Source organism: Maribacter polysiphoniae (assembly GCF_003148665.1).
GTDB lineage: Bacteria > Bacteroidota > Bacteroidia > Flavobacteriales > Flavobacteriaceae > Maribacter_A > Maribacter_A polysiphoniae.
This window is the reverse complement of record NZ_QGGQ01000006.1, coordinates 202,639-228,790: the sequence shown is the minus strand read 5'-3', so window position 1 is coordinate 228,790 and position 26,152 is coordinate 202,639. Positions and strand designations below refer to the sequence as shown.

The following is a 26,152-nucleotide window of genomic DNA, read 5'->3' as shown; positions in this document are numbered from 1 at the left end:
CGCTTTAACTATAAATCCGGGGTAAAAGTATCTACCAAGGTGATCACCTTAAGTTTGTCTTTAAATGAGGCCAGGTTTTCGTTTGCACCTTTTTTTATGGACACTGTTTTTTTGGTATTTGGAAGCATATCAAAATAATTATCCGAGAAATTGGCATCGGATCCTGAGGATAGAAAGACACTCTTGGCCAATTTCAGGGTGCTCAAAGTTACTTCAAAACCATCGGTATTTTCATGTACCTCGAAAGAAAGTTCCGGATTGGGAAAATCGAGGGATTTATAAGGGGATAAATAGCGTAAATTCTCGGTATGGACCTTTTCGCCAACGATCATCTGACCCTGTAACAGCACATTTTTTGAAATATCCTTGTTGATCAAATCCCTTTTTGGAATTGTAAAATAAGACTTGGATTGGTTCGGTGCTACAACAACCTGTTCTTCCCATTGGTCAATAGCGTTTCCTTCAAAATCGAGTAGGCGCAGCTTCAATTTTGCATCAACGGGTTTTAGGGAATCCGACACGATGTAAACCTTTAGGCTGTCTGCCTGCTCTTCGAAAGTGATCAAGAAATTTTCGAAGGATTTTTTGGCCTCATAATGAAGGGCCTTCCATTTTCCATAGTAGTCGATACTCGACCAAGAGGCTACTGGCCAACAGTCATTGATCTGCCAGTACAAGCTACCCATACAACGATCCCTGTTTCTTCTATGGGCCTCAATACCCACTTTGATGCCATGGGCCTGTAATAGATGGCTAACATAAAGGAAACTTTCAAAATCCTTTGGTCGTTTGTAATGGCGTAACATATATTCCTCAATGGTCTCATTGCCGATACTCGACCTTTGGTGCGATTTCATGACCTCGGAATAGATATCATAATCCTCGGGAACCGTATATTTTTCAACGCTTGACATTTCTGGAAAGGATTGAAATCCGTACTCCGACATAAATCGGGGTATTTCTGTGGTATATTTTTCGAACGGCTCTTTACCCCACCAGACCATCCAATAATGGGCGTCCCCTTTTTCCAGGGATTCCGGCTCCCCAAAATCACTTTCCGGGGATGATGGCCAGTAAGCCCGGTTACCATCGAAATTTTGAACGACTTCCGGAAGTATTTTATGAAAGATGTCATCATAGGCCTTCCAAATCGTATCGGCAATCTGTTGGGACTGTTCTTCGGCAACCTGATTCTTCCAGCCCCAGTTTTCCCAGGCGGAGAGAATCTCATTATTTCCGCACCAAAGGGCGATTGAAGTATGGTTGCGCAGTCTTTTTACATTGTCTATGGCCTCTTGCCGTACATTGTCAAGAAATCCTTGGTCGCCGGGGAACATGGCGCAGGCAAACATAAAATCCTGCCAAACAAGTAGTCCCATTTCGTCGCACATTTGATAAAATTCGTCGTTCTCATAAATACCACCGCCCCAAACGCGGAGCATATTCATATTGGCCTCCTTGGCGGAGGTTAGTATATGCTCGTAGTTGGATTTCTTTGCGCGCGGTAGAAAGGCATCCTGGGGAATGTAATTGGCCCCCTTCATAAAAACGGGATGCCCATTTACCTTGAAATAGAATGATGTTCCGTAGGCATCGGGTTCCCTTATCAGTTCTACTGTTCTAAGGCCTATTTTATGGGATTTTTGGTCGATGTAGGAGTCTGATATGACTTTGACCTCGATGTTGTACAAGACCTGTTCCCCCATACCATTGGGCCACCATAGTTCCGGATTTTCTATCTTGAAAGGGATAGTGAACTTATTTTTCCCCACGGCTAGGGCGACCTCTTGTTTTTTGATTATGGAATCATTGACAAGGATCTCAATTTCTGATTTTTCATTGATTTCGCTCGCACTCAATTCAATTTGGGCCGTAAGGCTTGCACTTTGGGCCAAGGTGTCTTGCTGAATAAAAAGGTCATCTATCTTATGGTGGTTCCAACTGCGTAGTTTTATGGGTCTCCATATGCCCGAAGAGACCAATCGGGGGCCCCAATCCCAACCAAAATGGTAACCGGCCTTGCGGGTAAAGATACTCACTTGTTTATCGCCTTCGACCTTGCCGATGGCCGCCAGATCATTGTCCGATACCGGGATTTTATACCCTAAGGCATCATATTTTTCCAATCCTTTTTTAATAGGCGATTCGAATACGATTCGCAGCGTATTCCCACCCTCCTGAAGTATGGGTTTTACTTCCGCCTTATAATTTCGGAACATATTATCGGTTTGAAGGATCAGCGAATCGTTCAGATATATTTGGCTGTAGGTATCGAGCCCTAGAAAATCGAGTTCTAAATGTTGTTTTTCAAGGTCTTCCTTGGTAAGGGTGAACGTGGTCCTGTATTCCCAATCTTCCTTATCGATCCATTGCAGGTCGTGTTCGTTCAAGCGATAATACGGGTCCGGAATTTCCCCTATTTCCATGAGATCGGTATGCACCGTCCCTGGCACGGTAGCTTTGTTCCAAAGGGTGTCTTGGGTTTTTTTGAAGGTCCAATGGTCAGACAGATCGATTTCAGCGGTGGCAGGGTCATTGCCGCAACCGGACATAAAAATGAGTACCAACATATAAAGAAAGTTTTGGCGTAATTTTTTGCTTTTAAACATGGTTTTATTGGTTTAGGCGGTGTACAGGATGGTACTCCTATTTTGGTTGCAAGGTGATTTTAAATCCAAACGGTCTATTGAAGGCTGCAGTTTGTTCGTAACGGGTCTATTCATGGTCTTAAAGGCTAGGTTCGGCATACCCTTGAACATACCGTGTGTTCGAAAATAGTGGTATAAAAAGGGCTATATACCGTCAAAAAAAACTAACGTGGATATCAAAATTAAAGGTTGCCAACTTCTAAACCAAGATCCAAAACATCTATATGTGGAAAAAGACTATTTTGTATCACTAATTTATAATTTACGTTCATATGTCATGTTGTATGCGTCCCATAGAAGATAGGCGTTTGGATGACGAACCAAGCGGAATGTATGGGAAATGGATAGGGATGATGATCATTAAACGGGAAAGTGCCGCAAAAATGCGGCAAGTGCATCGGTTACGGTGACCCCATGCACTTTCCGCCTTTTAAATTCTGCCATCTGTGTTTATTTACTTTTGTAGGGACGAATGTAGGTTAAGCATTGGTCGTTTTTATTTGGAATAGGCTCCTGAGGAATACGTTAGCTCATAACTATGGGTGTAAATTTCGAAAACAATACCGAAAGGGTCTTCCACGTAACACATCTTATAGGGCTTGTCATTGGGGTAATACTCACGTATGGGCATTCTTTGTTTGCCGCCATAAGCTACTATTTTCTCAATTAGGGCTTCAATGTTCGGGTCTTGAATGCAAAAATGGAATAGTCCAGTATTGAAAGGGTTGAATTCAGGGGATTCCTTGATTCCGTGTGGAAATGAAAACAATTCTATTCCTATACTGTCCGAAGTGGCCAAGTGGGCAATTTCAAATGTTTCCCATTCTTCTCCAAATACATCAATACACATTTGCCCAATTGCGGTGTTTTTTTCTTTTTTGACCTTAGAAGGTTCCATGATAATGTACCAGCCCATTACTTCCGAATAAAATTTTACGGCTTCATTAATGTTGGGCACGGTAATCCCGATATGGGAAAATGATTTAGGGTAATCTTTACTGTTTGTCATATGCTATCTTTATTGGATTACAAAATTAGGCTATATTTGTTATTATGGCAATAACTTACTATAAAGTAATATATATGCCTAAAAGAGTAAAAAGAAGAAAATCAAATACTTGTATCTTGATAATGGAAAAAAATATTCAATGTCCTCTTAATTATACCATGGGTTTAATTGGGACAAAGTGGAAACCGCTCGTTCTATTTCATCTGTTGGAAGGCGGATTGCGTTCAGGCTTGTTACAAAAGAAAATTCCTGGAATATCAAACAAGATGTTTACCCAAACAGTACGGGAATTGGAAAGGGACGGACTCATTTCCAGAAAGGTTTTTCCAGTGGTACCTCCAAAGGTTGAATACAAATTGACAGACAGGGGAAGATCGCTTGAGCATATTCTACGGAGTTTGGATAAGTGGGGTTCTGAAGATTGTAGTTAGTAACCCTTGGTCTTTCCAAGAATAGTTGGGAGTACGTTTAAGATGGCATCGCATTGGATTTTCAGTGATATCCTACTTTGAAATCATATGAAAGGTTGAATACAGTTCTAGATCTATTGGAATGCACTTTGGTCTTAACGTGCGCTAGGTCTTAAGATTGTTTTTTTTCGTACAGTTGGCAAACCTTGGTCAGGTCGGTTGCCTCATTGATGGGATAGAAATAATCCAATTGCCATTTTTGGGTGCGTTCCGCTTGTTTGTTTGTTGTTATGTCCCACTTCGGGTACACCCGGAAGGCTCTTTTCCCTTCTTTCTTTTCCGTGGAGATTATTCCTTTTTCAATCAGTACCGATTTCGGGAAAACAAATTGTCCGAACCCATGTGCTGACCGTACATTCACGATATAAAAATCAATTTGGTCGGTTGCGTTGAAAGGTTCAATCGGTCCGTTGCCGTTCCGTTTCCAAAAAGTAACGAATTGCCCGGTTTTTGTAGGTGTGATCTTGGCGTTTCTACATCTTATATGGAGTCCGTTCAGTTTAAATCGACAGGCATCATATGCTTTACCTTCCGGTTCTGTTTTAAAGTCCGTTAGATCAAACCCACATGGGGTATAGATTTCCGTATTGATTTGGGTTAGATTCCTATCCATTTACTGTGTTTTATAAACGATACACGGTCTTCGGCATAAGGTATTTCAAAAGGGTACCGTATTTATGATGGCATATTCGATTTATAATTTGTTTTCAAAATCCTCAAGTGTTTTCCATATGTCAATAAATTCCTCGATTCCATCTTTTTCAAGCTCCGTGTTTATAATGAGGATTTTGCCTATTTCTTGTGCTTTTAATAAGGCAACACCTATAAATGTTTTGGAAATAGAGGCGATATTCTGAATCGTATTCTCCGAATATCCTATGTTCTTCTTTCTATCGGCATACCCCAGTCCTTTCTCGAATACTATCCCATCTTGATTGACAACAGCAACGGAGAAACCAATAATATGTCCTTGTGCATAAATCTGTTCCAATGCTTGGGTTAGTTCTTTTGTAATCGAATCGTTTGTCTGACCATAACTTTGGTATAACAAAGCATTGAACACCAATAATATAATAAGTTTTTTCATAAGGTGATGGGTTTAACGGACAGGTAACGGGTTTGTATCGTGGGGTGTTTTAAGTCCCTAAATTAGGAAATACCAACCGAATGGAAATCCGGAGGGGGCAATACCTTGTAATCCATACATTGTTTTTGTGAAGTAGTTTGGTTGTTGTGCCCTATTTTTTAATAATACCATGGTTGGTGGTTATAAGGCTTAATCGAATCATTTTAATAATTTTATTAAGATTAATTGGTTTAATGGCCATAATTTTTAACGATAATCTAGGTAATGCTTTTAAAGTATTGAGCATTGCTTAAAACTTAATTGCAATTACATCCAAGTTTATTAAAGAAGTATCTTTGACTATAGTTTAAATTTGGTTGTCGATTGCATACGTAACACTTTCCTAATCAAAAGAATATGCCTCTTGAATGAGGTCGGATTGTTTTGGTGTTACAGCTTCGGAAAACCGATTTTTCATATTATTTAATTTAAAATTATTACGCTAAATCAATAATTATGAAACGTTTAATTACAATATGCGCGGCTGTTTTGGTAAGTACCATATCTTATGGGCAATGGCAATTTTCAGCAAGTTCTGGATATGCTATAGGAAGCGCAGGCATGAAATTGGGGGAACGGGTTAATGCCTCAGAAACAGAAAACTCCTATGGTAGTTATGGCGAAGGGGCCAATGTTCAAATACGGGGGACTTATTTCTTTGATGACTCGTTCGGAGTGGATTTAGGTATTGGTTATTTAAACGGTGCAGATCAGGATATATCTGTTGTTGATTTACCCGGTACGGAAGTAAATGCTGTGGCCAGAGCCCGTGCTTTTGGAGCTTCAACATCCATAGTTTATAAATTCACGAATAACATTTACGGTCGTTTTGGAGCCTTATTGAAATTAGGGGGCAAAACGGAAGCCGTGGTGTATCGAAAATCTGTTTTCTCAGCAGAGGAGGCAGCAGCCTTCGGTGTACCGGAGGGTTCCTATTCCGAGACCAATTATAAAGAGGATTATCACGGACATTTTCCTTTAGGTCTTGTTGCTGCACTTGGTTACAAATATGATTTGAATACCAATTTCAGTCTTTTTGTTGAAGCTGAGTATTATGGCATCAGTTTAAAACGTAAGGATTCTGAACTTTCTGCATTCAATACTGATATTGTTTTACCCGATGGTACTGTTGCCGTGGACGGTTTTTATTCCATAGATAATTTACCTGATGGCGTCAATAAGAAAACGACTTATGAGGACAATTTATCGAACACCAATACAGATACTTCAAAAGTACTATCACAAAAAGTACCCTATTCGTCATTTGGACTTAATATAGGTGTTACTTATAAATTAGGTAGTTCTAAAAAAGAGTAGTAACCCAAGGGATTTTCTCTCCTGGTCTATAATAAACGACCCTATTGAAACATTGGTTTTGATAGGGTCTCTTTTTTTTGGATCAAGAACAATTGTTGTGTTTATGCAAGGATAATTGTCAATCTGGAAAGGAAGAATGCTATATTTTCGACACCCCTTAACGGGGGGCTAAAGAAGGAACGGCCTATTTTTGATTTCGTTTTAAATCAAGTGGTTTCCGCATTGGGCGGGGGAAGTCGTCCATAGAGCATTTCACCTTAGTGAAAGCGGCCTGGGCGATTTGGCATTGCACTTTAGATGTCATGGGTATTGAGTGTTGGTCGGCAAGCCAAGGCTACTGCTGGCCCCTCCTAACCAAGGCACCCTGCACCTTGGTTGTTCGGTCCTGTTTCTTTTTTATTCATCGGCATGTCTATTGTTTTTTAACGGTATTCATGAATGCTATGCATTTGAGGCAATGCAAAAAAGAACAGAACACGAACTTCGGGATAGTTTATGTTTTCTTTTTCCAATTCACACCCAACTTTTGGGATTGACCCTTCTTTTTGTTGTTATATGATGGATTTCATTTTGAATCTTAGCCATTGTCATGGGCTTTTTTTATAGCTCCCCAAGTGATTAATTCGATATTGTTTTCTTGGAGTCTTGACCTGTTTTCCGCATTGGTGAAAAAGTCGAGATCGATCTGCCGCCATTCAGAACCGAAATTTGGATGGTTGACGGTAACGCCCTTCATTTCACGGTCATCAAATGCGGGATGGATTAGGATAAGGTTGATCCCACTCGATAGATTTTCCAAAATGTCGCTATAAAAGTTGCCCAATTTGCCTGTCTCAAAATACTTGAATTCCCCAACATAGGTTCTGTCAATGAGGAAGTCGCCTTCTTCTATATGCTCTTCAGGCTGTAGCCCCACCATCTGCATCAATTGTTCATTGATCAAAACCGGAAGATTCAATTCCCTTCCCAAATCCTTGTAGATTTTAAAAAATGCCGGATCGGCCCCGACACTGTACATGTGCGAATCAATATGGGTAGGTCGTAATCCGAATTCCAAGGCTTTCCCTATCTGTGCATGCAGTTCTTTTCGAACATCCTCTGGCGTGGCGTTTTTCCCAAGATCTTTCCTGTTTTTATAGAAATGTCCATTACCGTCTACCAAACTTGGTACTTCGGAAATGGGCAGGACAGGTCCGAATTTATAATTTTCCCATTCACAGGTCAATGTTAGATGTATTCCGTAGTCAAATTGGGGGTTGTTCTTGGCAAACAGGGCCATTTCATAAAACCACGGACAGGGTACCATAATGCTGTATGAATTTACAAATCCGTTCTCCAGGACCTGTATCGTTGCCATATTCTCGGAATGCGAAAGTCCGGCGTCATCTGCATGTATGATCAGTAATTTGGCTTTATCCGGGAATCCCATATTTTGTAACCTGTTCATTTTCTGTCTGCTTTAAGTCTAGCACAAGCGATACCTCGGTTTTGCACAATCTAATGTACTAATAAAATGTATTTTCGAACCCACAATCACTGAATCATATTGGGCCGCAATACCTATGGCCTTTGTAGAATGTAGTAAAACGTTTGGGATGTCATATGTTGTGGGTAATTTTGCGCGGTTGCGTATAAGGTGTACGTTTGTTTTAATGTTTCATTTAGTCGCTTGTACACATGTGTTTATAAGCGGGATAGATTAATAAAGTTTTTGTGGAAAAGAAAGTGGGTAAAACGAGAAGGGTAAAGAAACCTTGGCCAACAAAAGAGGCAATGGACCAGGTTTATGCCATGAAACTTTGGGGTGGCGGCAATGCTGATTTTTATTCCGGTGTAGGGTCGCATCATCCTGAGATCGTCAATCCGTATATCGCTGTTGTAAAATCATTTTTGACATCCTTTAAAAGTCCTATTGTGGTTTGTGATCTGGGTTGTGGGGATTTCAATGTCGGGAAAGAATTGGTAAAATATACCAAAAAGTATATTGCGATGGATATCGTATCGGACCTTATTGCGCATAACCAGGAGAAATTCAAGCAGGAAAATTTGGAATTCCATTGTTTGGATATCGCAGCCGATGATTTGCCTCACGGGGATTGTGCTGTACTACGACAGGTGTTGCAACATCTGTCGAATGCTGAAATAACCCGTATAGTGCATAAGTTGGTGGATTACAAATATGTGGTTATCACGGAGCATATACCTGAAGGGGATTTTATACCAAACAAGGATATTATTTCGGGACAGGGAATCCGACTAAAAAAGCAAAGTGGTGTAGACGTATTGGCCCCGCCGTTTAATTGTAAGATAAAAGACGAAAAACAATTATTGTCGGTAGTCTTAAATGATGGCAAAGGGGTTATTGTAACGACTTTGTATACGATTTTTTAAGACCAAGCGATGCTATGATTTCAACATGGTCAATACCATTTTGAATTTTTCTACCGCAAGTAATGCATGAGGGACATTTGCCGGCATAATAATGCTTTCGCCCGCTTCAAGAACGTTCGAAACGCCATCTATTTTTATATCGGCCTTGCCATCGACAATAAAGACCGCCGCATCAAACGGTGTGGTATGCTCACTCAACCCTTCGCCTTTATCAAAAGCAAATAATGAGATGTTCCCTGTTTCTTTTTTTAGGATGTGTTTGCTGACGACAGCTTTTTCGGCATAGCCTATACTCTTGTCGTAGGAAAATATTTTTCCTTTCTCAAATTCATTGGACATAGTGTTCTTTTTTAAATGGTTAAATCATTCCTTTAATCCCGACGCTTTGGGGTGGTGGTCATTGCAAATAAGCAGAAACCATTGTTTTATCACTACTTGCCTTTATGCCATGCCACCCTAAGTTTGTCCCCTATTGATTTTCAATTATGGTAATGTACGTGGTTTTGTATAATTCAATAGTACTAATGTGTTGTAAAAAGAGCCTCTACGGAGAGGTAACGTTCACCGGTATCGTAATTCATGGTTAGGATTGTCTCCTTACCATCCAAGGTTTGCAATTGTTTTCTAACAGCAGCCAAGGAAGCCCCTGTAGAGATGCCAACCAAAATACCTTCGGTTTTCGCTATGTTCTGTGCCTCCGCGAATGCTTCATCCTTGGTTATTTTAAAGACCCCATCAATGGCTTCCCTATTGAACACTTCCGGAAAAAAGCCGGGTCCAATCCCTTGTAAGGGGTGTGGTCCTGGTTCCCCTCCAGAAATTATCGCAGAATCGTGGGGCTCTACGGCCATGACCTTTACATTCGGGAATTTTTCCTTTAAACCTTCGGAAATACCTGTGATATGGCCACCGGTACCCACACCGGTAATTAAATAATCCAAACCTTCAGGGAAATCATTGGCAATTTCCAAGGCAGTTGTTTTGCGGTGTATTTCTGGATTGGCCTGGTTGGTGAATTGTGAGGGCATCCACGCATTTTTATTATTAGCCACTAATTCGTTGGCTTTTGCTATTGTACCCCCTAAACCCAATTCTTTTGGGGTTAGCACAAGATTGGCCCCGTAAGCGGCCATTAACGCCCTTCTTTCGACAGACATCGATTCAGGCATTACCAGTGTAAGTTTGTAGTTTTTTACGGCGGCAACCATGGCTAGGCCAATACCGGTATTTCCAGAGGTAGGTTCTATAATTTCCGTATCCGGGGTTAAAATGTTCCTTTTTTCAGCATCCTCGATCATCGCAAGTGCAATTCTGTCTTTAATGCTTCCTCCTGGATTTGCTTTTTCAAGTTTCATCCAAACATTCGCATTTGGAAATAATTTGGCCAATCGCACTACAGGTGTGCTCCCAATGCTTTCTAAAATGTTATCAATCTTCATGTTTATTATAATTAATGGATTAATTTTCCAAGCCAACTATCCTATTGGCATAATGCCTCGTTAAGGCAGACAGTTTGCAAAGTTAAAGGGAAATAGTTTACACCCTATTATGACGCAGGCAAATTGATATTTTATCTTCGTTTTATAGTAAAAAGCCTACGAAACTATAGGCAAGTACATTGGCCAACCCGTGTGAAATCCAGCCAGGAATGATACTTCCATTGGCGATTCTTTCGTTTAGATAAACGGAAACATAGGCTCCAATCGCAGGTATGATAAAGATAACCGTTAAGAAAACAGGGTTGTTTGTCGTAAACGCAAAGAGTACTGTGTGGATCATTCCGAATAGCACGGCCTGTATGATATTGCCTTTAACGAAGCCTGCCATACGAATCAATCTTTTGGCTAAAAAACCCCTAAAAAGTATCTCTTCGGCCAAGGAGGTTTTAAACAGGGCCATCAAGAGTAAAATGAATAGTGTTTGTACACCCATCCCCATTTCCCTGATTTTACCGGTTAAACTATTGGGGTCGATCATTATGGCCTTAAAATCATTGCTGACCAATGTTAAGATCAATGGTGGGGCCGCAAATAAAAGACAAGCAAAAATGGCCAAAAAATTTGCTCTTTTCGTCGATTTTTTCAATCCAATATCATCGAAAAACCCTTTTGCGGTTTTCTTCTGGAATAGATAGACCAAAAATGGGATCAAGGCGAAAATCAAGATTTGAAGGACTGTTCCAATTAATTCGTTTATCATAATTTGTGTCTTTTGTTGTTAAATAAATTACGAGGAAACTTGCTGTATCTGTGTTGGACAATTGGAAGGGTATTTCCATCCATGGCAATCGTTGATGAATTAGCCGGTCATGTAGTTTTTGTGATCCATTGTTATACTATTTAGCAACGGTTTGGTTTACTCTTGCTTGGTAATGCCGTAAACCGTATGTATCCAATCTTCAATGGTTTTTAAATAATCAGAATGTAATTTTGACCAGTATGGGAAATCACTTTCCCCAACATAGTACATGGAATGGGAGGCCCCATCCAATAAAACGGTTTCAAAATCATGGTTGTTCGATTGGGTAAGTGCGTTGGCAATGAGCTTATGACTATTGGCGGGAATGATTTCATCCAATGTCCCTTGTAGAATGAGGATTGGCTGCTTGGTCGTTTCAAAGTAGGGGATTGGACTGTAAAGCAGTTTTGTGTCCGTTTGAACCTCATCCAAGTCCGGTACCCAGATATGGGCAAACCACGATGCGGATTTACCAGTAGAAAGGGCTTTTTCCATTGCGCTTCTCGATATTTTTCCAGCGATATATTCAAAGACCTTCCGCTGTATTGCGGTTGCTTCTTCAATATCTTTTCCCAATGCCACCGCATTTCTGTTTTTCCAATAGTTCAAATCGCTCTCTAGCAGGGTCACTCCGGGGCAACTAACGGCAATCCCATATTTCAGATGCTCTAATTCATTTAAAATATAGGGTATTTTGGTAGCTCCCTGACTACTCCCTTTTATTCCAATATTCGTAAGTGGGATTCCAGACTTGTCAGAAAAATATTTTATGGCATTGATATCATCCCCTATCAATTCCTCAATGGTCGCAACGCCCCAATCCCCTTTGGAATTCCCAGTACCTCTTTTGTCATAATGAAAGGTGGTAAAACCCATTCGTGCAAATAGTATGGCTTCCGCGCGCGAGGCACTTCGGTCTGCGTTTCCAGAAGAGGTCACAATCACCAGTCCCTTATCCCCCTTGTTTTTAGGGTACCAAATAGTCCCTTTTAAATTCAGGCCGTTGGTCTCGAAACTAATGTCCTCACTTTGTGGGGTATTGTTGTTGTCCAAAGCTTCCTTTTGCAAGGTGTACTGTGTTGTCAGGGTATCAACCGTAAGCGAACCCTGGAGTTTACTATTGTTATCGGTCCATTTATTTTTGAAGGAATAGGTATAAAAATCGCTTTGCAGCATGAACTGTATGGAGTCGCCGTTTATTTCTACATGCTGAAGGGGTATTCTATTGGCATTTTGCGCTATACTCGTGAAAAAAACCTGGAAATTGCTCGTATCGGATTCTATTTCAAATAGGATCTCGTCGGAAAAATTCCCCTTTTCGATTCGGCCGCTAAAGCTTCCTGTCTTTTCGCCTTCATTGGTTTTAGGGTTCGGCATGCAAGAGCATATCCCAAAGGTTATGAAGAGGACAAGGATTTTCATACTCGTATTGTTTTCAACGGTTCGCATAGGATGTTGTAGTTGACCCAGAAAGTAGCTATGTGCCTGTTACACAAGGTATAAAAAAAGTTTTAATGTTTCCCTATACGCTGTGAGCGGTATTTTTTGTCGCCACTATGGCATAGACCAAGGGAATTTTATTCCCTAGGTGTTCTATCCTATATTTTTTTTCGTCGATTTTAACCGCTTTGTTAAAGCAATTATAGGGGGAATAATCAAATTCATCGAGCGAATTTATCACAAGCCCATTTTGGATCAAACCATTTATTACCTCGCTTAAACCATGGTTCCACGTTACATATTCTAGGGTTAGGTCCGCTGATCTGTCGGCATAGGTTCCGTTTTCCGTTTCCACGATGGCTCCGGAATTGGAATAATTGTAAGCTACGTTTTCAAAATTGTCATCAAACATCCAAACAATGGGATGAAATTCCACGAAGACCAATTGTCCGTTTGGTTTTAGGTATTTGGAAATGATTTTTGCCCATTTGTTTAAATCGGGCAACCATCCAATAGTTCCGTAGCTCGTATATACGATGTCAAATTGTTTGTCTAAATAATTGGGAAGGTCATAGATATCACAACAGATAAAACTTGCATTTGAATCGGTTTCCTTGGCAAGTTGTCCTGCTTTTTCGATGGCCTTATCGGATAAATCGACACCGGTGACCTGTGCCCCAAGCCTACCCAAGGAAATTGTGTCTTGTCCAAAATGGCATTGTAGGTGTAAAATGGATTTGCCCTGAACATTGCCAAGTAGGCCGAGTTCAATGGCATTCAATGAAGTTTTGCCTTTTAGAAAACCGTCAAGGTCATAAAACTCCGATTGCATATGAACATCCGTTCTGTTATTCCAAGAACGCCTGTTTATCTCGATATAGTCCTGTTCTGGTTTCATAATTCTGATATAAGTTTTGAAATGCACGTTAAGACCTGGGGTATACGGTCAGTCACGGGGCAAAGTTCTTAATTAAACCGATTGGTATCTAGAAGTATCGTAACGCGAACCCCACGCTTCCAGATTCGTATATAAACTAAAACCTACAATTGATTCTGCCGACTTTTAGCCATGGTGGTTATATTTTTTCAAATAGTAATCCCATAATTTTAAACCCTTCGATTTCATCATTGTTATTTCTGATAAATTCAACCGGACTTATGGGTATTTCAAGCACATCTTCTGAAAGGGAATTCATTTCATATTTCCAGGCACCATTTCTGTAATAGTAATAGAGTTTTCCGTTTTCCAATTGAAGTTTCTTGCTAATCTGAAACGTTTTGTTGAAATAGTGTCCTTCATATTCCTTTAGTTCTTTTTCAGAATGTCCGTAAGGATGAAACGTTTTAAATACCCAGGGTTTTTCATTTTCCAATTCATCGTAGGTGTATTGTTTTTCGTTTTCACTGAGATTGAAGGTGACCACGGCATTATCGTCCTCCCCGAATAAAAATTTATGGTTGCCCAACGGAATCAGTTCCGTGATTTTATCGCCATCCAAAGTGAGCACGTGTAACTGATCGTCCACTAGCTTTATATTGTTGGCTTTTCGGTCCACATCATTGTAATAATACAAATAGGAACCTTCGTATTTTTTTAATGCTTGGCGTGATAGTTTTATTCGTTTATGATCATGGGATTTGTTTTCAGTTTCCTTATTTGGGGGAATATATAAATCAATAAGCTTGAAAAAGCGGTCTTTAAAATCCCAATCAAAGGTATTTTGGGTCGTGAAAAAGGCAATGTCCAGTTCTGGGAAATACAGGTATTTTGATACGAATCCGCTACTGATCATACCGTCAAATCCCATTGCCTCATAGCCATTGTGCGTTTCAAATTCCACTCCTAGACCAAAATTGATGATCGTTCCATCATTCAATCTGGCTTTTGAAAACATTTTCTTCCAAATTTCAGGTGTTCCTATGGTTGAATTTTTGATGTTCTTATGCCATTGAAACATATCTTCAGGATTGGTAATGATTTGTCCGTCGCCAGCAAAATACAAGCCGTATTGATGTGTTTTGTAAAACTGACCTTCATCCACTGTGTAGCCAATAGCCCGATTTGGAATGGTTCTGTAAACATCCACATTAAGAATGGTATGGTGCATGTTAAGGGGCTCAAGAATAGTTGTCTGCAGGTAGTCCTCAAACGACATTCCCGATGCCTTTTCAACTATGGAAGCCAATAAAATATAGTTGGCATTGGAGTAGTAAAAGTATTCCCCAGGCGTAAAATGAAGTTCTTCAATATTCGTGATGATATTGACGAGCATGGATTGTCTTATGTAATCCCTCCAATGAATATCACATATTTCAAGATAGGGATCAACCTCTTTTATTCCACTTGTTTGGTTTAATAACTGCTCAATGGTGGGGTTTCCTTTTTTATATCTAGGAAGATTATCAATGTATTTGTACGCTGGGTCCTTTATGGATAATTTCCCTTGGTTTTCCAACAGTAAGATGGCTGCTGCCGTAAACTGTTTCGCAATTGAACCTATATCAAAAACGGTTTCGCTTGTAACGGGAATATTATAATCAAGATGGGAACTTCCATATTGTTTTTCAACGATGATTTTATCTCCCTTGTATACAGCAATGGAAAATCCGGGTTCGTTCGTATTGACTTGATATAGTTTGTCGATTTGGGAATCCAAATCTTGGGAACTTGCAAAGTTTGTCGCTAGGCAAAAGGATGATAGGATAAAAATAAACGCTATTCTATTCATAGGGTTGGTTTCCGTTAATGAGTTTGTTTTCTTCGGATTGTTACAGTTGTCTGGGTCTTATGGGGCTATCGTCTTGTATATGGTTTTGTTGATTTCAAATTCGATATCGCATCATTATTTTATGGGAATCAGCTGTTTTTTGATGATAGTACATGATGTTTTTATCTACCGTTAGGGTAGGGGCTTCTATTAAATTCAAAATAGTCTCCGAAAATAAAACGCTTGGAATTGAAAATTCGGAGGTAGGGTCATTTCTCACAGCAACGCATATTTCAAAAACAGTACTCGATGTAATTTCTCCTTTTAAATATCGTGTGTAATACAATTCCAGGTCATCACTACTTATACAAGGCGCATAATAAATATAATTGGTATCATTGATGTTCTGTAGGATTGATGCAGAATTTGGAAGTGTACTAAACGTTGAACCATTTTCTTTTTGTGCAATTCCAATGGTTGTTTCACAAGGACCTTGGCAATTCAGGTCATCAAACCTTGCGTTGTTGAAGTACAGATATTGTCCGTCTAAACTTATTCCATGATCCATTATTAACCAACCCGGTGTATTCCTATTAAAGTCACCCTGAACCCTTTCAATGTCACGGATACTTCCAGAACTAAAAGTACCGTGAAAAAGGTTATTTAGTTCCGTGGGATAATTCCTTGTTGATGTCCAATAAAAACTACCATTAACGTCCATATCGGCAACGGCATCCAAATGGGGTGGTGTTGTTTGGTTTGCTTCTGTTAATTCCCCAGCAAGATTGAAAGTGGAATCATTGACTTTCGTCGCATAATATAGCCTTGTGTTTATACCATCATTTAAATTATTAAAGAATAGATAGTTCCCATTCGGTGAGATAAATGGTTCCATTGCATCAAAGGATAGGCCATTGATCACTACTTCTATTTCTGAACCAAATTCAGGATATACACTTTGTGGATTATTGATTTCATCATCATTTGATGAGCATGAAAATAGGAATAGAAGTGAAATTATATAAAGGGGTATTATTCTCATTGGTGATTTTTAAAATTTTTAAAATGCCTTCCGATGCTTTGGGATAAATATTTATCGGTCTTCATAAGTAGGTAAAAACCTTTCGGTTCAACAGTAATAGGCAATATTTTACGCACCGTGTGAGGTACGGTTTTTTATCCGAGATTCACATTGAACATATATCCTACCAGCGCTGTCAATCCCATGGCCACAGTACCCCAGAAAGTAATTCGTATAATTGCTTTTTTGATACTTGAACCGCCTGTTTTGGCTGCTAATGCTCCTAAAATCATTAGAAAAAACAGGGCAAAACCGTAAAGGGAATATTCCATACTTTTTAGGGGAAGAAAGAGCGTGACTAGGAAAGGAAGCAGTCCACCTACTGTAAACGCGGCCCCAGAAGCAAAAGCGGCTTGCATTGGTTTGGCTTTACTTATTTCATTTAGCCCCAGTTCATCTCTTATGTGTGTACCCAATGCATCGTGTTCCGTTAATTCTTTTGCAACTGTTTGGGCAGTTTCTTTTTTTAATCCTCTTTTTTCATAAATTTCAGCTAATAGCTGTAATTCAATTTCAGGTGTTTCTATTAATTCTATTTTCTCTCTTTCAATATCAGCTTTTTCTACATCTGTTTGGGAACTTACCGAAACGTATTCTCCTGCTGCCATTGATAAGGCACCAGCCACTAATCCCGCTAAAGTAGCTAACACAATTGGATCTCTAAGGTCACTTGCAGCGGCAACACCTATTGCAAGACTCGCAGTCGACAAAATTCCGTCATTTGCCCCAAGAACTGCTGCTCTTAGCCAATTACTTCTGTGGATATAATGGTTGTCCAAGTAATTATCAATATTCTTTGTGGTTTCATTCATTTTATCAGTGTTCAACGGTTGGTTATAATGGGGCACTGTGACTGGCTAAACGGCTTTTAATGTGGTTTCGATTTTGTGTGGTACCGGTATGGACCTTTTTAACTACAGAAAAGTAGTTAATTAATCTAGAGGGTGCAAGTCCCTTGTGTTCTGGGGTAACACCTTGAACCATTGGTAAGCGGCAAGCTTGTTGGTCGTGAACATAGGACTGAGGAAAGCAGAGCCACAACCTTGGTACTGACGAACCAATACTGTATGTATTGGAAGTGCTATTCCCAAAACGTCTAAGAAATAGAGGTTATGATTTTTACAGGATTTGCCATTCAAAGGGTTTTAGGATGTCACAGGGTATCAACTTCACAACGCTTTGATTTGGATGTCCTTAAAGGCCATTTTCAGTTGATTGTTTTTATGTAGTTGTAGCGCAATAAAGCCTTTTGTATCTACACCGTATTTTTGATGCCAACGATCATCCAATACTCCTTTGCCATCGTAATCCGCCACGATAAGATTGTTGACAATGGTAGTAATATGATTTCCTTTACAAATAATGACCAAATCATTCCAATGGGGAGGTTCATCATTGAAATAATGGCGAACCTCCTTTGGTGCATAAGTCGATTTATCAATATTCCAATCCGGTAGATCAGGATAAATCCAACGCTGGTGTCCTCGTGTTTCATCATAGATAAAACCGGTCCGCCATGGTTTTTTTGGATGGATGTCAACTTGAGGTCCGTCCAACCATCCCTTATAAACAGACCCTTTGGCCGTGCCATCGCTATCATAACGACTTCTAATTTGAATGCCACTATTCCCTGGACTCTCCCTATAGGATTGAAATTTCAACTTCAATTCAAAATCGGCATATTCCTTTTTGGTTTGCAACCAATTATAATCATGATCTGTTACACCCATGGAGTTAACGACAATAGCCCCATCCTTTACACTCCAAAAATTATAATGTTGATCTTCTTTCACCGATTTCACTTCCCAACCTTCCAAATCCCGGCCATTGAACAATGGCACCCATTGTCCGGTGTTCGACAGGGATTCGTTGGGGGCGATTAACGTTTTCGTGTTTGGCTTTTTTAGGGTTGGATCATTTTTTTCGTTTGTCCCAGAATATGAAAGAAAAATTCCAAGAGGCAATAGGACGGTAAAAAACAATTTGGTTGCTTTCATTGGTGATGCATATTTTTTATGATAATAGGGGTGTTTGGTCTTTAATGGAATAGCTGTTTTTAGATGTAGAAAGGGTTGGACCATGGTTAGGTTTTGGAATCGTCCGCTAGGACCATTCCGCCATTACCAAGCCATAGTTTAAAGGTAGGGAATTCCAACGTTCCGAGCGAAGCGAACAGTGAAACAAATTGGGGTTATATAGTATTGACAATGTCTTATTCAAAAATATCCAAGCTTCTTTCTATTCCGCTATCAGTGCTATTATTGAAATCATTGGTGCTTAAAAACGGAATTCTGTTTTCTTGTATTGGTCCAATGCCAATGCCTTCAAATACATTTCCTGAATTATCGGCATAGATCTGGTTGGAAAGTCCAATAAAGGTTCCATTGGGTAAGCGATGCGTTAAAATCTCAGAAAATACCCCGTTCGTATTTTGTCCGACAATAGTAACATTGGGTAAATCTTTTAGGCACATTACAAAAATTTCCGCAGCACTGGCAGTCACGGGACTCGTTAGTAAAACAATCCCTCCCGAAAATTGAAAGTCACCTTTAGGAGCCAATGTAATGGTTTGCCCATCGGTAAAACCAGTTCGGTTCTTTGATTTTTTTGTAAATACAGGATTTGGATTCGTGATAAACCTAGAGGCTATTTCCAATGCGATACCGTCATGACCTCCAGTATTGAATCTTAAATCAATGATCAATTGATCAATATTGGCTTGTTGGACATCTTCCATTACCTGGTCCATTAGGTTGCTTACGGTGGCTATTTCCTGATCCACCGCAGCATAATCTTCCATTGTTACGACATTGAAATAACCTACTTCATTATTGATAAGCCCCCAAATCATATTACCGTTACTATCGGTATTGAATTGACCATTCAGATAATTTGAATTGATGAATGATATCCGCTGGCCTAAAACCAAAAAAAGCTCAGCTGTGGTCTCAATGGCATCGCTGGATGATAAATTGGAATTCATGATTTCCAATAGATTCGTTCGGTTTGAATTGATGTTTACCACTTCATTCACAATACTTACATGCCCATCCTTTAAGGGGGTGGTCATACTTTCCAAAACCTCATATAAATTAGTTGATGTGACCATCGATGAAAGTGCCAAATTATCTTGCCAGTTTACATTTCGCAACTCAAAAAAAGCATAGTAGTCGTTAAAAATATCCCAGAAATACTGAAAGTTGACTTGAGGATCGTTGGATGGCACTAGGACATCGAAATCACAGAAATCACTATCATCAATAAGCTTGTCAAAAATGATATCCCCCGCCAGTAAGTTGGATGAACCAATGAGTTGGTCACCATTTGAATTGAATTGGATTCCTGCATAGTTTTCCGGTATTAGATCATCATCAATCAGCGTACATCCAGAAGAAGAGACACCATAGAGCTTAATGTTTTCCGCCGATCTTTCCAAAACATAACCTTTTTGGGGCGTATACCAAAAGTCTACGGTACCTGTTGGCGTATCGTCGTTATTGGTGCAACCGGTAAGGCATATATATGAGATAATCAAAACGATTTGGAAAATGACTTTGTGGTTTAATTTTGGTAGTGACATGATTTCAAGGTTTTTTAATTCACCCCAAAACTAGTGTCACTGGTGTAGTGGGAGTATCATTTTGTCATAACTGAAGAAATGGGTACCTATTTGTTCCGTTTTTTAAAGAGATACGGAGTCATTCCGGTATTCTTTTTGAATACCTTAAAGAATGTTGTTTTTGATGAAAATCCAGCTTCCAGGCCAATAGACTCAATGTTATATTTATTGAAGGCATCATCACAAAGCATTTTTTTTACCTCGTCTACCCTATATTGGTTTACATAATTCGAAAAATTATCATCCAAATGGGAACTGATCAATTGGGAGAGGTATCCAGCACTGATATTCAATCTTTCGGCAATGGATTCCCTCGTGATATTTGGATTTCGATATACGTGTTCTTTTTTGAAGAGGTTTTCAAAATTTTCGAAATGGGCATTTATAGGGGTTGTATTTTTTGTGTTACTGAAATCTCGGTCTTGGGTTTGAAGTATTGTATTTATCTCGTGAGCTTCCGTGCGTAATTTTTGTCTGTAGATCGTAGTATACGAAATCCAGTATAGAAAAAAGGAAAGTCCAATAAGCAATATGGCAGAGAACATCGTTATGACATTGCTTAAAATAATGTTTTCGGTAAAATCCAGAACAATCCAAAGCACGATTAGTGCACTAATGATACCCCATAGGCGCCACAACCAACCACCATCCTTTTTTTCATTATATCTTTTTAAGATAAAAAACAACCAGACCATTAAAAAAACGTTGTACATGTAGACAAAGGAATTTTCAATGGAAAAGAAGCTGGTTTTCATACGTAATAGTATTTCACTGTTAAAAGTGAATAAGCCAAAATCCCTTTCTAGGTTATTGATGAGATTTACAAGCACTGAAATAATAAAGGGGACGTATAATAATTGAAGCTCCTTGTAAGTGGTAAGTTCGTGGCCAATACTCTTTAGAACAAAAAAGAAAATAAAAACAGGAAAGAGAAAAATCCATTCTATATCGTAAAGAATATACAGGAGATCATATTCGTCATAAAATCCTGTTTCTTTCAATACGATATTTAACATTATGAACGAAACGATCAATACGGCATAGCCTAAATATTTATTGGTATTACTTTTTAGGAAAGGTTTAAATAGTATGGTCAGCCCAAGGGCAAACCCAAAGATTATATTTACGATAAACAGAATCTGAAGAAATTTCATTTAACTATTTTCTGACTTGCCATTTAAGGTATTGCCAACGGTTTGTATATGGCTCGGTGCGTGTCGCTCGGCACTAATTTAGCAAATGGAAGCTGAACGTTAGGGTAATCCTACCGAATTTCTAAGTAACACTACCCAAGTCCTTAATTGAACACGGCATTAGCGCTCCTTCTTTTTCGTTTGTTTGATATAAGTAACCATACAGTCAATACGAGCAGACATAAGACCATATACAAGGGTACAAAGTACATGTCCCCCACAGTTACGTTAAGGGCAACCACTAAAGCCCCAACCGCTATGATACCAGCAAAAATGGCGTATCCAATTTCATCATAGAACCAGGCATACGGGAAAAAGTGCGCTCCTGTAATGATTACATAGGTCATTACAAAGTAATCTGGATTATCCCTCAAAATAAAGAACAGAAAAGGGAAATAAAAGAGTTGAGCCAAATTCAGCCACATGCCCAATGGCTGTAAGGGATTTGTTTTTGTTGTCCATTTCGTCTTGAGGATTTTTGACAGTAGAAGGGCCAAGGGTAGCATGGTAATTCCAACGTAGAATGTCAGGATGCTTTTACTATATGCTTCTTTGGGTAATGTCCATATATAGGCAATGGCACCCCAGACCATAGCGGCGGAAATAATAAAATCAATTCCGCTTTTGGCATTCAGGGCCAATTCCAATTTCAATTTTTTTAAATCGGGTGTATTCATAATATGTTTAGGTTGGTTTAAAGGCAATATTACCCAGCCAAGTACAACCTTACTATTATAAATTTCCGAAATGTCGATTTGCTTATCTGAGTTGTATTACATGGAGGCTACCGGTCTGTGGTTCGTTGCGGGTTTATGCGCGAGGAATTTCCATAGGGATACCAGACGTAGTACACTTGTAATGGACTTTCCATATAAAAATGGGGCTTTGCCCCTTTCGGAGCAGAACGAGCCCCTTACTCCACTAGTTTAAGGCTTAACAAAGGGGCTATTCTCGCTTTGTTGATCGTCATTGTGCCGTTGCCAACAGCAATGTTGTCGGCCATGTCAAGGGCTCTGTTGAATTCGGCATCCAGAGTGTCCGGGCAGGCCATCATTGTAGAAATACCTTGGTCCATGGTAATCTTGAACCGATCGGTGATCCTGTAGCTTCTAGAGAGTACATTGCAATTCATCTTGGCCTCAAGGCGGCCTTCCTTGGAATGAAAAATAAGGTAGTGTGTTTCTGGGGAACCGTCTACCGGCTTTCCGTTGAGTTCAACTATTTGCCATCTCTTATCCTCAACTTGTGAATTTCCCATTTTCGATAATACATAATGTGCCCCCAATTCGCTGGTGATTTCATTTCCGTCCATGTCCAATTGGCGTACGCGGTTTTCTTCTACCTTAAAGGTGGCTGCGCTGCTTTGGTCGGCCATACCGTCGAGCTTTATACGGTTTCCTTGCCATGTGAATTTTCCTTCTAAGGTATCGGACAACGCCGTGCCGTTCTTTTTCCAAACTTTGGTCAGAACATAGGTAAGGTCGTTGTTGAGGTCTAATTGGGTTGCAATACCGTCACAATCGGCACAGGGTAGAAGTCCATAATAGCGCCCCTGCCAATCCAATGCTATTTCCGGGGTGTGATGGTCCTCAAAATCGTTTGTTGGTTTTTTCTTTTTTACCGAACAGGAAGAAAGTGCGAGAACTATGGCCAGTAGGGCGATGACGGGTTGTAATGATGTTGTTTTCATCTTTGTATATGTAATGGTTACGGTGTGTTTATCGTGTTTTAGGCAGGGCCGTTACTCACGGCCAAATGTTGGTCTTGCAATTCAAATGGTGTTTGATAAAGCGTAATTTGAAGATTTAGGCTTCAAAGATAAAAGCATTCTTTTAAACCTGTAACGTTTACCGGTATTTTCATTTCAACGGAGCACCTTGTAATGGTTTCCCTGGTCATACGCCTTTGAAACATGGTGTAGTATAACCTTGGGGTTTTGGTCTTTTGTCTTTTTACCTCAGTTCTTTGTTTGGCTACGTTTTTTATTCTCTAGGCTTGCCTAATACACCATTGCCATCTCTTTTAATAACCAAATGCTTACTCGGATTATTTTCGAGAAACAGTACTTGTATAGTACTATCAAGCGAAATGGGGACTAGACCAGACTTCACTTTGCCTTTAAATTCGTTGTTATGATTATCCCGATAAACATAATTGGCAATTTTTACATCATGTTTATTCTGTCCTCCTAATTTCCCACTACCAGCTTCTTTTTCTATTGTATAGAATTCAATTTTTGCGACAGTTTTTATGCCATCCTCATAAAGATTATTTTCCGAAATTTTATCGGGTATAAAATGGAAAAACAAAAGAACCCAAATAGGGCTGGTTATTAAAGCAGTAAGTAATAGTATTTTAAATTTATTATCTGATTGTTTTGAATAAACTTTGTTTGGTAAAGGAGGTTCTATTATCTGGTTATTCTTGTTATTTAGGCTGGTGGTCTTTCTTATATCTATAATTTCACTGGAATCAAAGCTGTAATTTCTATTAAAAATTTCAATTTCTTCATTCTCTTTGACACATACTCTAGCTGTACCATGATGACTATCGTATTCTTCGAATACTTTCCAATACGTTTTGCATTTGAAACATTGCATTATTTTTATAGTCTCGTTAGTGTCTGGGTCGGTACCTAGAATAGCAATTTCCTTTAAAGTCCAAACTTCACAAGTAAGTCTGGTATACTGAAACTCCATAGGTTTGAAATTACAGGGTCTTATTTTTTCTGTTTCCACTTATAATAATTTCATTAGTTTCTTAACCCACTTTTGAATTCGATGTTTTCAAAATAATTACATCCTAAAATACGGCTACAGCTTAAGGAAGAATTTGTTTGCTTTTTACCTCAGTTTTTTGATGGGCTTAGTTTGTATTAAGTATCCCTTTAAATTATTAATCTCTAAACTCAAATTGTTCAAATATTAAGCCGTAATCATCAATATATCTATTAAATGATATTGCCTTTGAATAAAAAATATAACAGTAGTAATTTCCTTTATATTCAAAATATGTACTTCTTATTATAGAACTTTTTGAGTTTAAATTAAATGCTTGATCAAGAACATACGTTTCCCCAAACTTAGTTTGAATTAGTTTTTTTTTGCTCGAATAATTTTTAAGATATTTAACATTATTAGAATTTTCATCAACCAATTCGCGCAAAGTAAGGTGTTTGCGCCTTTCCGGTGGAATACGTCGTATACTAATGGAGACTTTAGGGTATCTATCCGAGTGTTTTATTGGCTTATAGGCTATTTTTCCGTGAAGGTCAAGATAAGGATGCCATTTTTCCGGTAAAACTAATTTGTAGTTTAAGGAATTTAGTTGATTTTCAAGGGAAAAATTTTGTTTAGGTTTCTCTTTTAAATTAGATGCGCAGCTTGTTAAAAGAATAAAAAAAAGGAGGAGGATAATCTTTTTCATATTGTTTTTTGTCTGAAATAGTTGAATTAGGTAGAACGCTTTAGTTAAGCGCACTGTGGAGGTACGCCGTCTGCGTTAGCAACGGGCGAGTTGGCGCGCTGGCCAGTTTCCGTCTTAACATGAAGCTAAAGCTTATTGTTTAGTTTTATTTTTTGTTTGTTCAAAGCTAAATCCCAAAGATTTAGCGACTTCATAAATATACACAGACCTTTCTATTTAGCCCTATAGTCCGCATTACGTTTGGGCTTTGTTGGCAACAGTATTTTTTATGTTGAACATGGTTTGATAATACACTCCAAGTACAATAGCCAATCTACTTTCAAAATTCTTTAAATCATATTCACTTGTTCCATATAAATATTTTCGAGCATGCCTTGGACTTATTCGATATTTTGAATTTACCCGTAAAAAGTTGCTAATACCATTTCTCCAGTCCATAGTTTTAGACAGGCAGTTCGAAAACTCGACATTTAATTTAGACCTTACGGGATTCATTGAGTCAACATTGAATAACTTTTTCTCTAATTCCATGTCCTTATCCGAACGAATGGATTCTGTCCATAAATTCAAACTGCGGACTTTCAAGTCAAGTGAATCGTTAAAAAAGTCCTTATTTAGTTTTTTGTTACTCCAATCCGTAATGAATTCGAAGTAACCTTTTTCCTTTGAAATTTTTGGATATTGTTTTTGAATTTTCATTTCAAATGATTCTACCACCATTTCAAGAATTTCTCTTTGTTCTGACTCAATACAATTTTTTAAAGATTCCAATTCCATTTTCGGAGAGGAATCTAATCCCGATTTACAGGCACAGAGTCCAAATAGTAATATGAATATTGATTTTTTCATATTGTTGCCAACGTATGGATATGTGTGCAATTACACCTATTTCTATTTTAGGTTTATCAACTGTGGCCTTTATTTTAGTATAGGTCACGGGTTTCAAACAAAATAATAACATAAGCTTATGTTATTCAGTGCATTGTATTCGTAATTGTTTGAGATAATCTATATTTTAAAGTGTGTAGAAGGTGTTACAATCAATTGTGCATGAATATTAGATCTTCAATGAGAATTACTGTAGATTAAATGTCATTTTCCAATTCAACTTTTGCATGACAGGTTATATAGAAAGATCGAAAGATTTTGGATAATGCCATAATATATTCTTTGTCTTTAAGGACTTCGACCAATTCATTATATTGATGATTTAAAGTTTCTAAATCTGGGTCATTATGGTTTTCTTTATCTTGGAGTTTATCCATAGGTACGGCCAATCCTTGTGCTATTCGTGCTAATATTTTTTTTGATGGTTTTGTGTTACCACTTTCATATCTAGCTATCTGAACCTGTGATATACCACAGATTTCACCAAATTCCTTTTGTGTCAAATTCCTTTTTTTTCGGAACGTTCTAATGTTGTTAGATATCATATTAAAAGTAATATAAAACGAATATTATAACTAAAAACAGTTATAATGTAAAA

The 26,152-nt window shown here is 38.7% G+C and carries 26 protein-coding genes; 4 read left to right on the top strand and 22 right to left on the bottom strand.

From position 1 onward, the window contains the following. Positions 1-8: 8 nt before the first annotated feature. A complete protein-coding gene (locus LX92_RS13995; protein ID WP_223308371.1) occupies positions 9-2,570 on the bottom strand; it encodes a beta-mannosidase in 2,562 nt (853 codons plus the stop codon). A 362-nt stretch (positions 2,571-2,932) separates the two neighbouring features. Here LX92_RS13995 and LX92_RS22915 point away from each other — a divergent pair, with 362 nt between their 5' ends. Continuing rightward, positions 2,933-3,058, top strand: a complete 126-nt coding sequence (locus LX92_RS22915) for a hypothetical protein (protein ID WP_262509848.1) — start codon at positions 2,933-2,935, stop codon at positions 3,056-3,058. A gap of 86 nt (positions 3,059-3,144) precedes the next feature. Here the strand turns inward: LX92_RS22915 and LX92_RS13990 are convergent, their stop codons facing one another. Continuing rightward, complete coding sequence (locus LX92_RS13990; protein ID WP_109651695.1) at positions 3,145-3,657, bottom strand: lactoylglutathione lyase family protein; 513 nt, start codon at positions 3,655-3,657, stop codon at positions 3,145-3,147. Positions 3,658-3,779: 122 nt separating this feature from the next. Between LX92_RS13990 and LX92_RS13985 the strand changes: the two genes are divergently transcribed. After that, the gene (locus tag LX92_RS13985; RefSeq protein ID WP_109651908.1) at positions 3,780-4,088 is read left to right on the top strand and encodes a winged helix-turn-helix transcriptional regulator; all 309 of its coding nucleotides are present in this window, start codon (positions 3,780-3,782) and stop codon (positions 4,086-4,088) included. A gap of 151 nt (positions 4,089-4,239) precedes the next feature. On the opposite strand, the gene LX92_RS13980 is transcribed toward LX92_RS13985, so the two are convergent. Together LX92_RS13980 and LX92_RS13975 are read right to left on the bottom strand one after the other, a co-directional pair. Continuing rightward, positions 4,240-4,740, bottom strand: a complete 501-nt coding sequence (locus LX92_RS13980; protein WP_109651692.1) for a MepB family protein — start codon at positions 4,738-4,740, stop codon at positions 4,240-4,242. Positions 4,741-4,821: 81 nt separating this feature from the next. Next, positions 4,822-5,214 (bottom strand): serine hydrolase, encoded by a 393-nt coding sequence (locus tag LX92_RS13975; protein WP_109651689.1) that lies wholly within the window; start codon positions 5,212-5,214, stop codon positions 4,822-4,824. 495 nt (positions 5,215-5,709) lie between these two features. Here LX92_RS13975 and LX92_RS13970 point away from each other — a divergent pair, with 495 nt between their 5' ends. Next, positions 5,710-6,570: an outer membrane beta-barrel protein gene (locus LX92_RS13970; protein WP_109651686.1), complete on the top strand. Its 861-nt coding sequence runs from the start codon at positions 5,710-5,712 to the stop codon at positions 6,568-6,570. Positions 6,571-7,147: 577 nt separating this feature from the next. Here the strand turns inward: LX92_RS13970 and LX92_RS13965 are convergent. Then, positions 7,148-8,017 (bottom strand): polysaccharide deacetylase family protein, encoded by an 870-nt coding sequence (locus tag LX92_RS13965; protein ID WP_109651685.1) that lies wholly within the window; start codon positions 8,015-8,017, stop codon positions 7,148-7,150. A gap of 326 nt (positions 8,018-8,343) precedes the next feature. On the opposite strand from LX92_RS13965, the gene LX92_RS13960 reads away from it, so the two are divergent. Continuing rightward, the gene (locus LX92_RS13960) at positions 8,344-8,961 is read left to right on the top strand and encodes a class I SAM-dependent methyltransferase (protein ID WP_109651905.1); all 618 of its coding nucleotides are present in this window, start codon (positions 8,344-8,346) and stop codon (positions 8,959-8,961) included. 12 nt (positions 8,962-8,973) lie between these two features. On the opposite strand, the gene LX92_RS13955 is transcribed toward LX92_RS13960, so the two are convergent. The 17 genes from LX92_RS13955 to LX92_RS13875 form a co-directional block, all read right to left on the bottom strand. Next, positions 8,974-9,300 (bottom strand): cupin domain-containing protein, encoded by a 327-nt coding sequence (locus LX92_RS13955; RefSeq protein WP_109651682.1) that lies wholly within the window; start codon positions 9,298-9,300, stop codon positions 8,974-8,976. 182 nt (positions 9,301-9,482) lie between these two features. Next, positions 9,483-10,400: a cysteine synthase A gene (gene cysK, locus LX92_RS13950; protein WP_109651679.1), complete on the bottom strand. Its 918-nt coding sequence runs from the start codon at positions 10,398-10,400 to the stop codon at positions 9,483-9,485. 142 nt (positions 10,401-10,542) lie between these two features. Continuing rightward, entirely contained in the window at positions 10,543-11,160 is a 618-nt protein-coding gene (locus LX92_RS13945; RefSeq protein WP_109651676.1) for a CPBP family intramembrane glutamic endopeptidase, read from the bottom strand. 156 nt (positions 11,161-11,316) lie between these two features. Next, positions 11,317-12,621, bottom strand: coding sequence for an alpha/beta hydrolase family protein (locus LX92_RS13940; RefSeq protein WP_109651902.1), 1,305 nt, complete (start codon positions 12,619-12,621; stop codon positions 11,317-11,319). Between the two features lie 100 nt (positions 12,622-12,721). Further along, positions 12,722-13,537, bottom strand: a complete 816-nt coding sequence (locus LX92_RS13935; protein WP_109651673.1) for a class I SAM-dependent methyltransferase — start codon at positions 13,535-13,537, stop codon at positions 12,722-12,724. A 178-nt stretch (positions 13,538-13,715) separates the two neighbouring features. Further along, on the bottom strand, positions 13,716-15,368 hold the full coding sequence (locus LX92_RS13930; RefSeq protein ID WP_109651670.1) for a serine hydrolase domain-containing protein: 1,653 nt from the start codon (positions 15,366-15,368) through the stop codon (positions 13,716-13,718). A gap of 94 nt (positions 15,369-15,462) precedes the next feature. After that, positions 15,463-16,389 (bottom strand): PD40 domain-containing protein, encoded by a 927-nt coding sequence (locus tag LX92_RS13925; protein WP_109651667.1) that lies wholly within the window; start codon positions 16,387-16,389, stop codon positions 15,463-15,465. A gap of 134 nt (positions 16,390-16,523) precedes the next feature. Beyond that, positions 16,524-17,240, bottom strand: coding sequence for a VIT1/CCC1 transporter family protein (locus tag LX92_RS13920; protein ID WP_109651664.1), 717 nt, complete (start codon positions 17,238-17,240; stop codon positions 16,524-16,526). 357 nt (positions 17,241-17,597) lie between these two features. After that, complete coding sequence (locus LX92_RS13915) at positions 17,598-18,425, bottom strand: 3-keto-disaccharide hydrolase (RefSeq protein ID WP_170117853.1); 828 nt, start codon at positions 18,423-18,425, stop codon at positions 17,598-17,600. Between the two features lie 215 nt (positions 18,426-18,640). After that, positions 18,641-20,008: a S41 family peptidase gene (locus LX92_RS13910; protein WP_109651658.1), complete on the bottom strand. Its 1,368-nt coding sequence runs from the start codon at positions 20,006-20,008 to the stop codon at positions 18,641-18,643. Between the two features lie 86 nt (positions 20,009-20,094). Then, on the bottom strand, positions 20,095-21,201 hold the full coding sequence (locus tag LX92_RS13905) for a helix-turn-helix domain-containing protein (protein WP_109651654.1): 1,107 nt from the start codon (positions 21,199-21,201) through the stop codon (positions 20,095-20,097). Between the two features lie 143 nt (positions 21,202-21,344). Beyond that, complete coding sequence (locus tag LX92_RS13900) at positions 21,345-21,917, bottom strand: DUF7010 family protein (RefSeq protein ID WP_109651651.1); 573 nt, start codon at positions 21,915-21,917, stop codon at positions 21,345-21,347. 236 nt (positions 21,918-22,153) lie between these two features. Beyond that, complete coding sequence (locus LX92_RS13895) at positions 22,154-22,930, bottom strand: copper resistance protein NlpE N-terminal domain-containing protein (protein ID WP_109651648.1); 777 nt, start codon at positions 22,928-22,930, stop codon at positions 22,154-22,156. A gap of 292 nt (positions 22,931-23,222) precedes the next feature. Next, positions 23,223-23,978, bottom strand: a complete 756-nt coding sequence (locus LX92_RS13890) for a hypothetical protein (protein ID WP_146197837.1) — start codon at positions 23,976-23,978, stop codon at positions 23,223-23,225. Between the two features lie 157 nt (positions 23,979-24,135). Beyond that, positions 24,136-24,666 carry a hypothetical protein gene (locus LX92_RS13885; RefSeq protein WP_109651643.1) on the bottom strand — a complete coding sequence of 177 codons (531 nt, stop codon included), beginning with the start codon at positions 24,664-24,666 and terminating at the stop codon, positions 24,136-24,138. Between the two features lie 234 nt (positions 24,667-24,900). Next, positions 24,901-25,515 (bottom strand): hypothetical protein, encoded by a 615-nt coding sequence (locus LX92_RS13880; protein ID WP_146197836.1) that lies wholly within the window; start codon positions 25,513-25,515, stop codon positions 24,901-24,903. 236 nt (positions 25,516-25,751) lie between these two features. Further along, positions 25,752-26,099, bottom strand: a complete 348-nt coding sequence (locus LX92_RS13875) for a helix-turn-helix domain-containing protein (protein ID WP_109651637.1) — start codon at positions 26,097-26,099, stop codon at positions 25,752-25,754. Positions 26,100-26,152: the final 53 nt, after the last annotated feature.

Bases quoted from the DNA above. Each gene is read 5' to 3' on its own strand.
- LX92_RS13995 (WP_223308371.1), bottom strand. From the start codon at position 2,570: ATGTTGGTACTCATTTTTATGTCCGGTTGCGGCAATGACCCTGCCACC.
- LX92_RS22915 (WP_262509848.1), top strand. From the start codon at position 2,933: ATGCGTCCCATAGAAGATAGGCGTTTGGATGACGAACCAAGCGGAATG.
- LX92_RS13990 (WP_109651695.1), bottom strand. From the start codon at position 3,657: ATGACAAACAGTAAAGATTACCCTAAATCATTTTCCCATATCGGGATT.
- LX92_RS13985 (WP_109651908.1), top strand. From the start codon at position 3,780: ATGGAAAAAAATATTCAATGTCCTCTTAATTATACCATGGGTTTAATT.
- LX92_RS13980 (WP_109651692.1), bottom strand. From the start codon at position 4,740: ATGGATAGGAATCTAACCCAAATCAATACGGAAATCTATACCCCATGT.
- LX92_RS13975 (WP_109651689.1), bottom strand. From the start codon at position 5,214: ATGAAAAAACTTATTATATTATTGGTGTTCAATGCTTTGTTATACCAA.
- LX92_RS13970 (WP_109651686.1), top strand. From the start codon at position 5,710: ATGAAACGTTTAATTACAATATGCGCGGCTGTTTTGGTAAGTACCATA.
- LX92_RS13965 (WP_109651685.1), bottom strand. From the start codon at position 8,017: ATGAACAGGTTACAAAATATGGGATTCCCGGATAAAGCCAAATTACTG.
- LX92_RS13960 (WP_109651905.1), top strand. From the start codon at position 8,344: ATGGACCAGGTTTATGCCATGAAACTTTGGGGTGGCGGCAATGCTGAT.
- LX92_RS13955 (WP_109651682.1), bottom strand. From the start codon at position 9,300: ATGTCCAATGAATTTGAGAAAGGAAAAATATTTTCCTACGACAAGAGT.
- cysK (WP_109651679.1), bottom strand. From the start codon at position 10,400: ATGAAGATTGATAACATTTTAGAAAGCATTGGGAGCACACCTGTAGTG.
- LX92_RS13945 (WP_109651676.1), bottom strand. From the start codon at position 11,160: ATGATAAACGAATTAATTGGAACAGTCCTTCAAATCTTGATTTTCGCC.
- LX92_RS13940 (WP_109651902.1), bottom strand. From the start codon at position 12,621: ATGAAAATCCTTGTCCTCTTCATAACCTTTGGGATATGCTCTTGCATG.
- LX92_RS13935 (WP_109651673.1), bottom strand. From the start codon at position 13,537: ATGAAACCAGAACAGGACTATATCGAGATAAACAGGCGTTCTTGGAAT.
- LX92_RS13930 (WP_109651670.1), bottom strand. From the start codon at position 15,368: ATGAATAGAATAGCGTTTATTTTTATCCTATCATCCTTTTGCCTAGCG.
- LX92_RS13925 (WP_109651667.1), bottom strand. From the start codon at position 16,389: ATGAGAATAATACCCCTTTATATAATTTCACTTCTATTCCTATTTTCA.
- LX92_RS13920 (WP_109651664.1), bottom strand. From the start codon at position 17,240: ATGAATGAAACCACAAAGAATATTGATAATTACTTGGACAACCATTAT.
- LX92_RS13915 (WP_170117853.1), bottom strand. From the start codon at position 18,425: ATGAAAGCAACCAAATTGTTTTTTACCGTCCTATTGCCTCTTGGAATT.
- LX92_RS13910 (WP_109651658.1), bottom strand. From the start codon at position 20,008: ATGTCACTACCAAAATTAAACCACAAAGTCATTTTCCAAATCGTTTTG.
- LX92_RS13905 (WP_109651654.1), bottom strand. From the start codon at position 21,201: ATGAAATTTCTTCAGATTCTGTTTATCGTAAATATAATCTTTGGGTTT.
- LX92_RS13900 (WP_109651651.1), bottom strand. From the start codon at position 21,917: ATGAATACACCCGATTTAAAAAAATTGAAATTGGAATTGGCCCTGAAT.
- LX92_RS13895 (WP_109651648.1), bottom strand. From the start codon at position 22,930: ATGAAAACAACATCATTACAACCCGTCATCGCCCTACTGGCCATAGTT.
- LX92_RS13885 (WP_109651643.1), bottom strand. From the start codon at position 24,666: ATGAAAAAGATTATCCTCCTCCTTTTTTTTATTCTTTTAACAAGCTGC.
- LX92_RS13880 (WP_146197836.1), bottom strand. From the start codon at position 25,515: ATGAAAAAATCAATATTCATATTACTATTTGGACTCTGTGCCTGTAAA.
- LX92_RS13875 (WP_109651637.1), bottom strand. From the start codon at position 26,099: ATGATATCTAACAACATTAGAACGTTCCGAAAAAAAAGGAATTTGACA.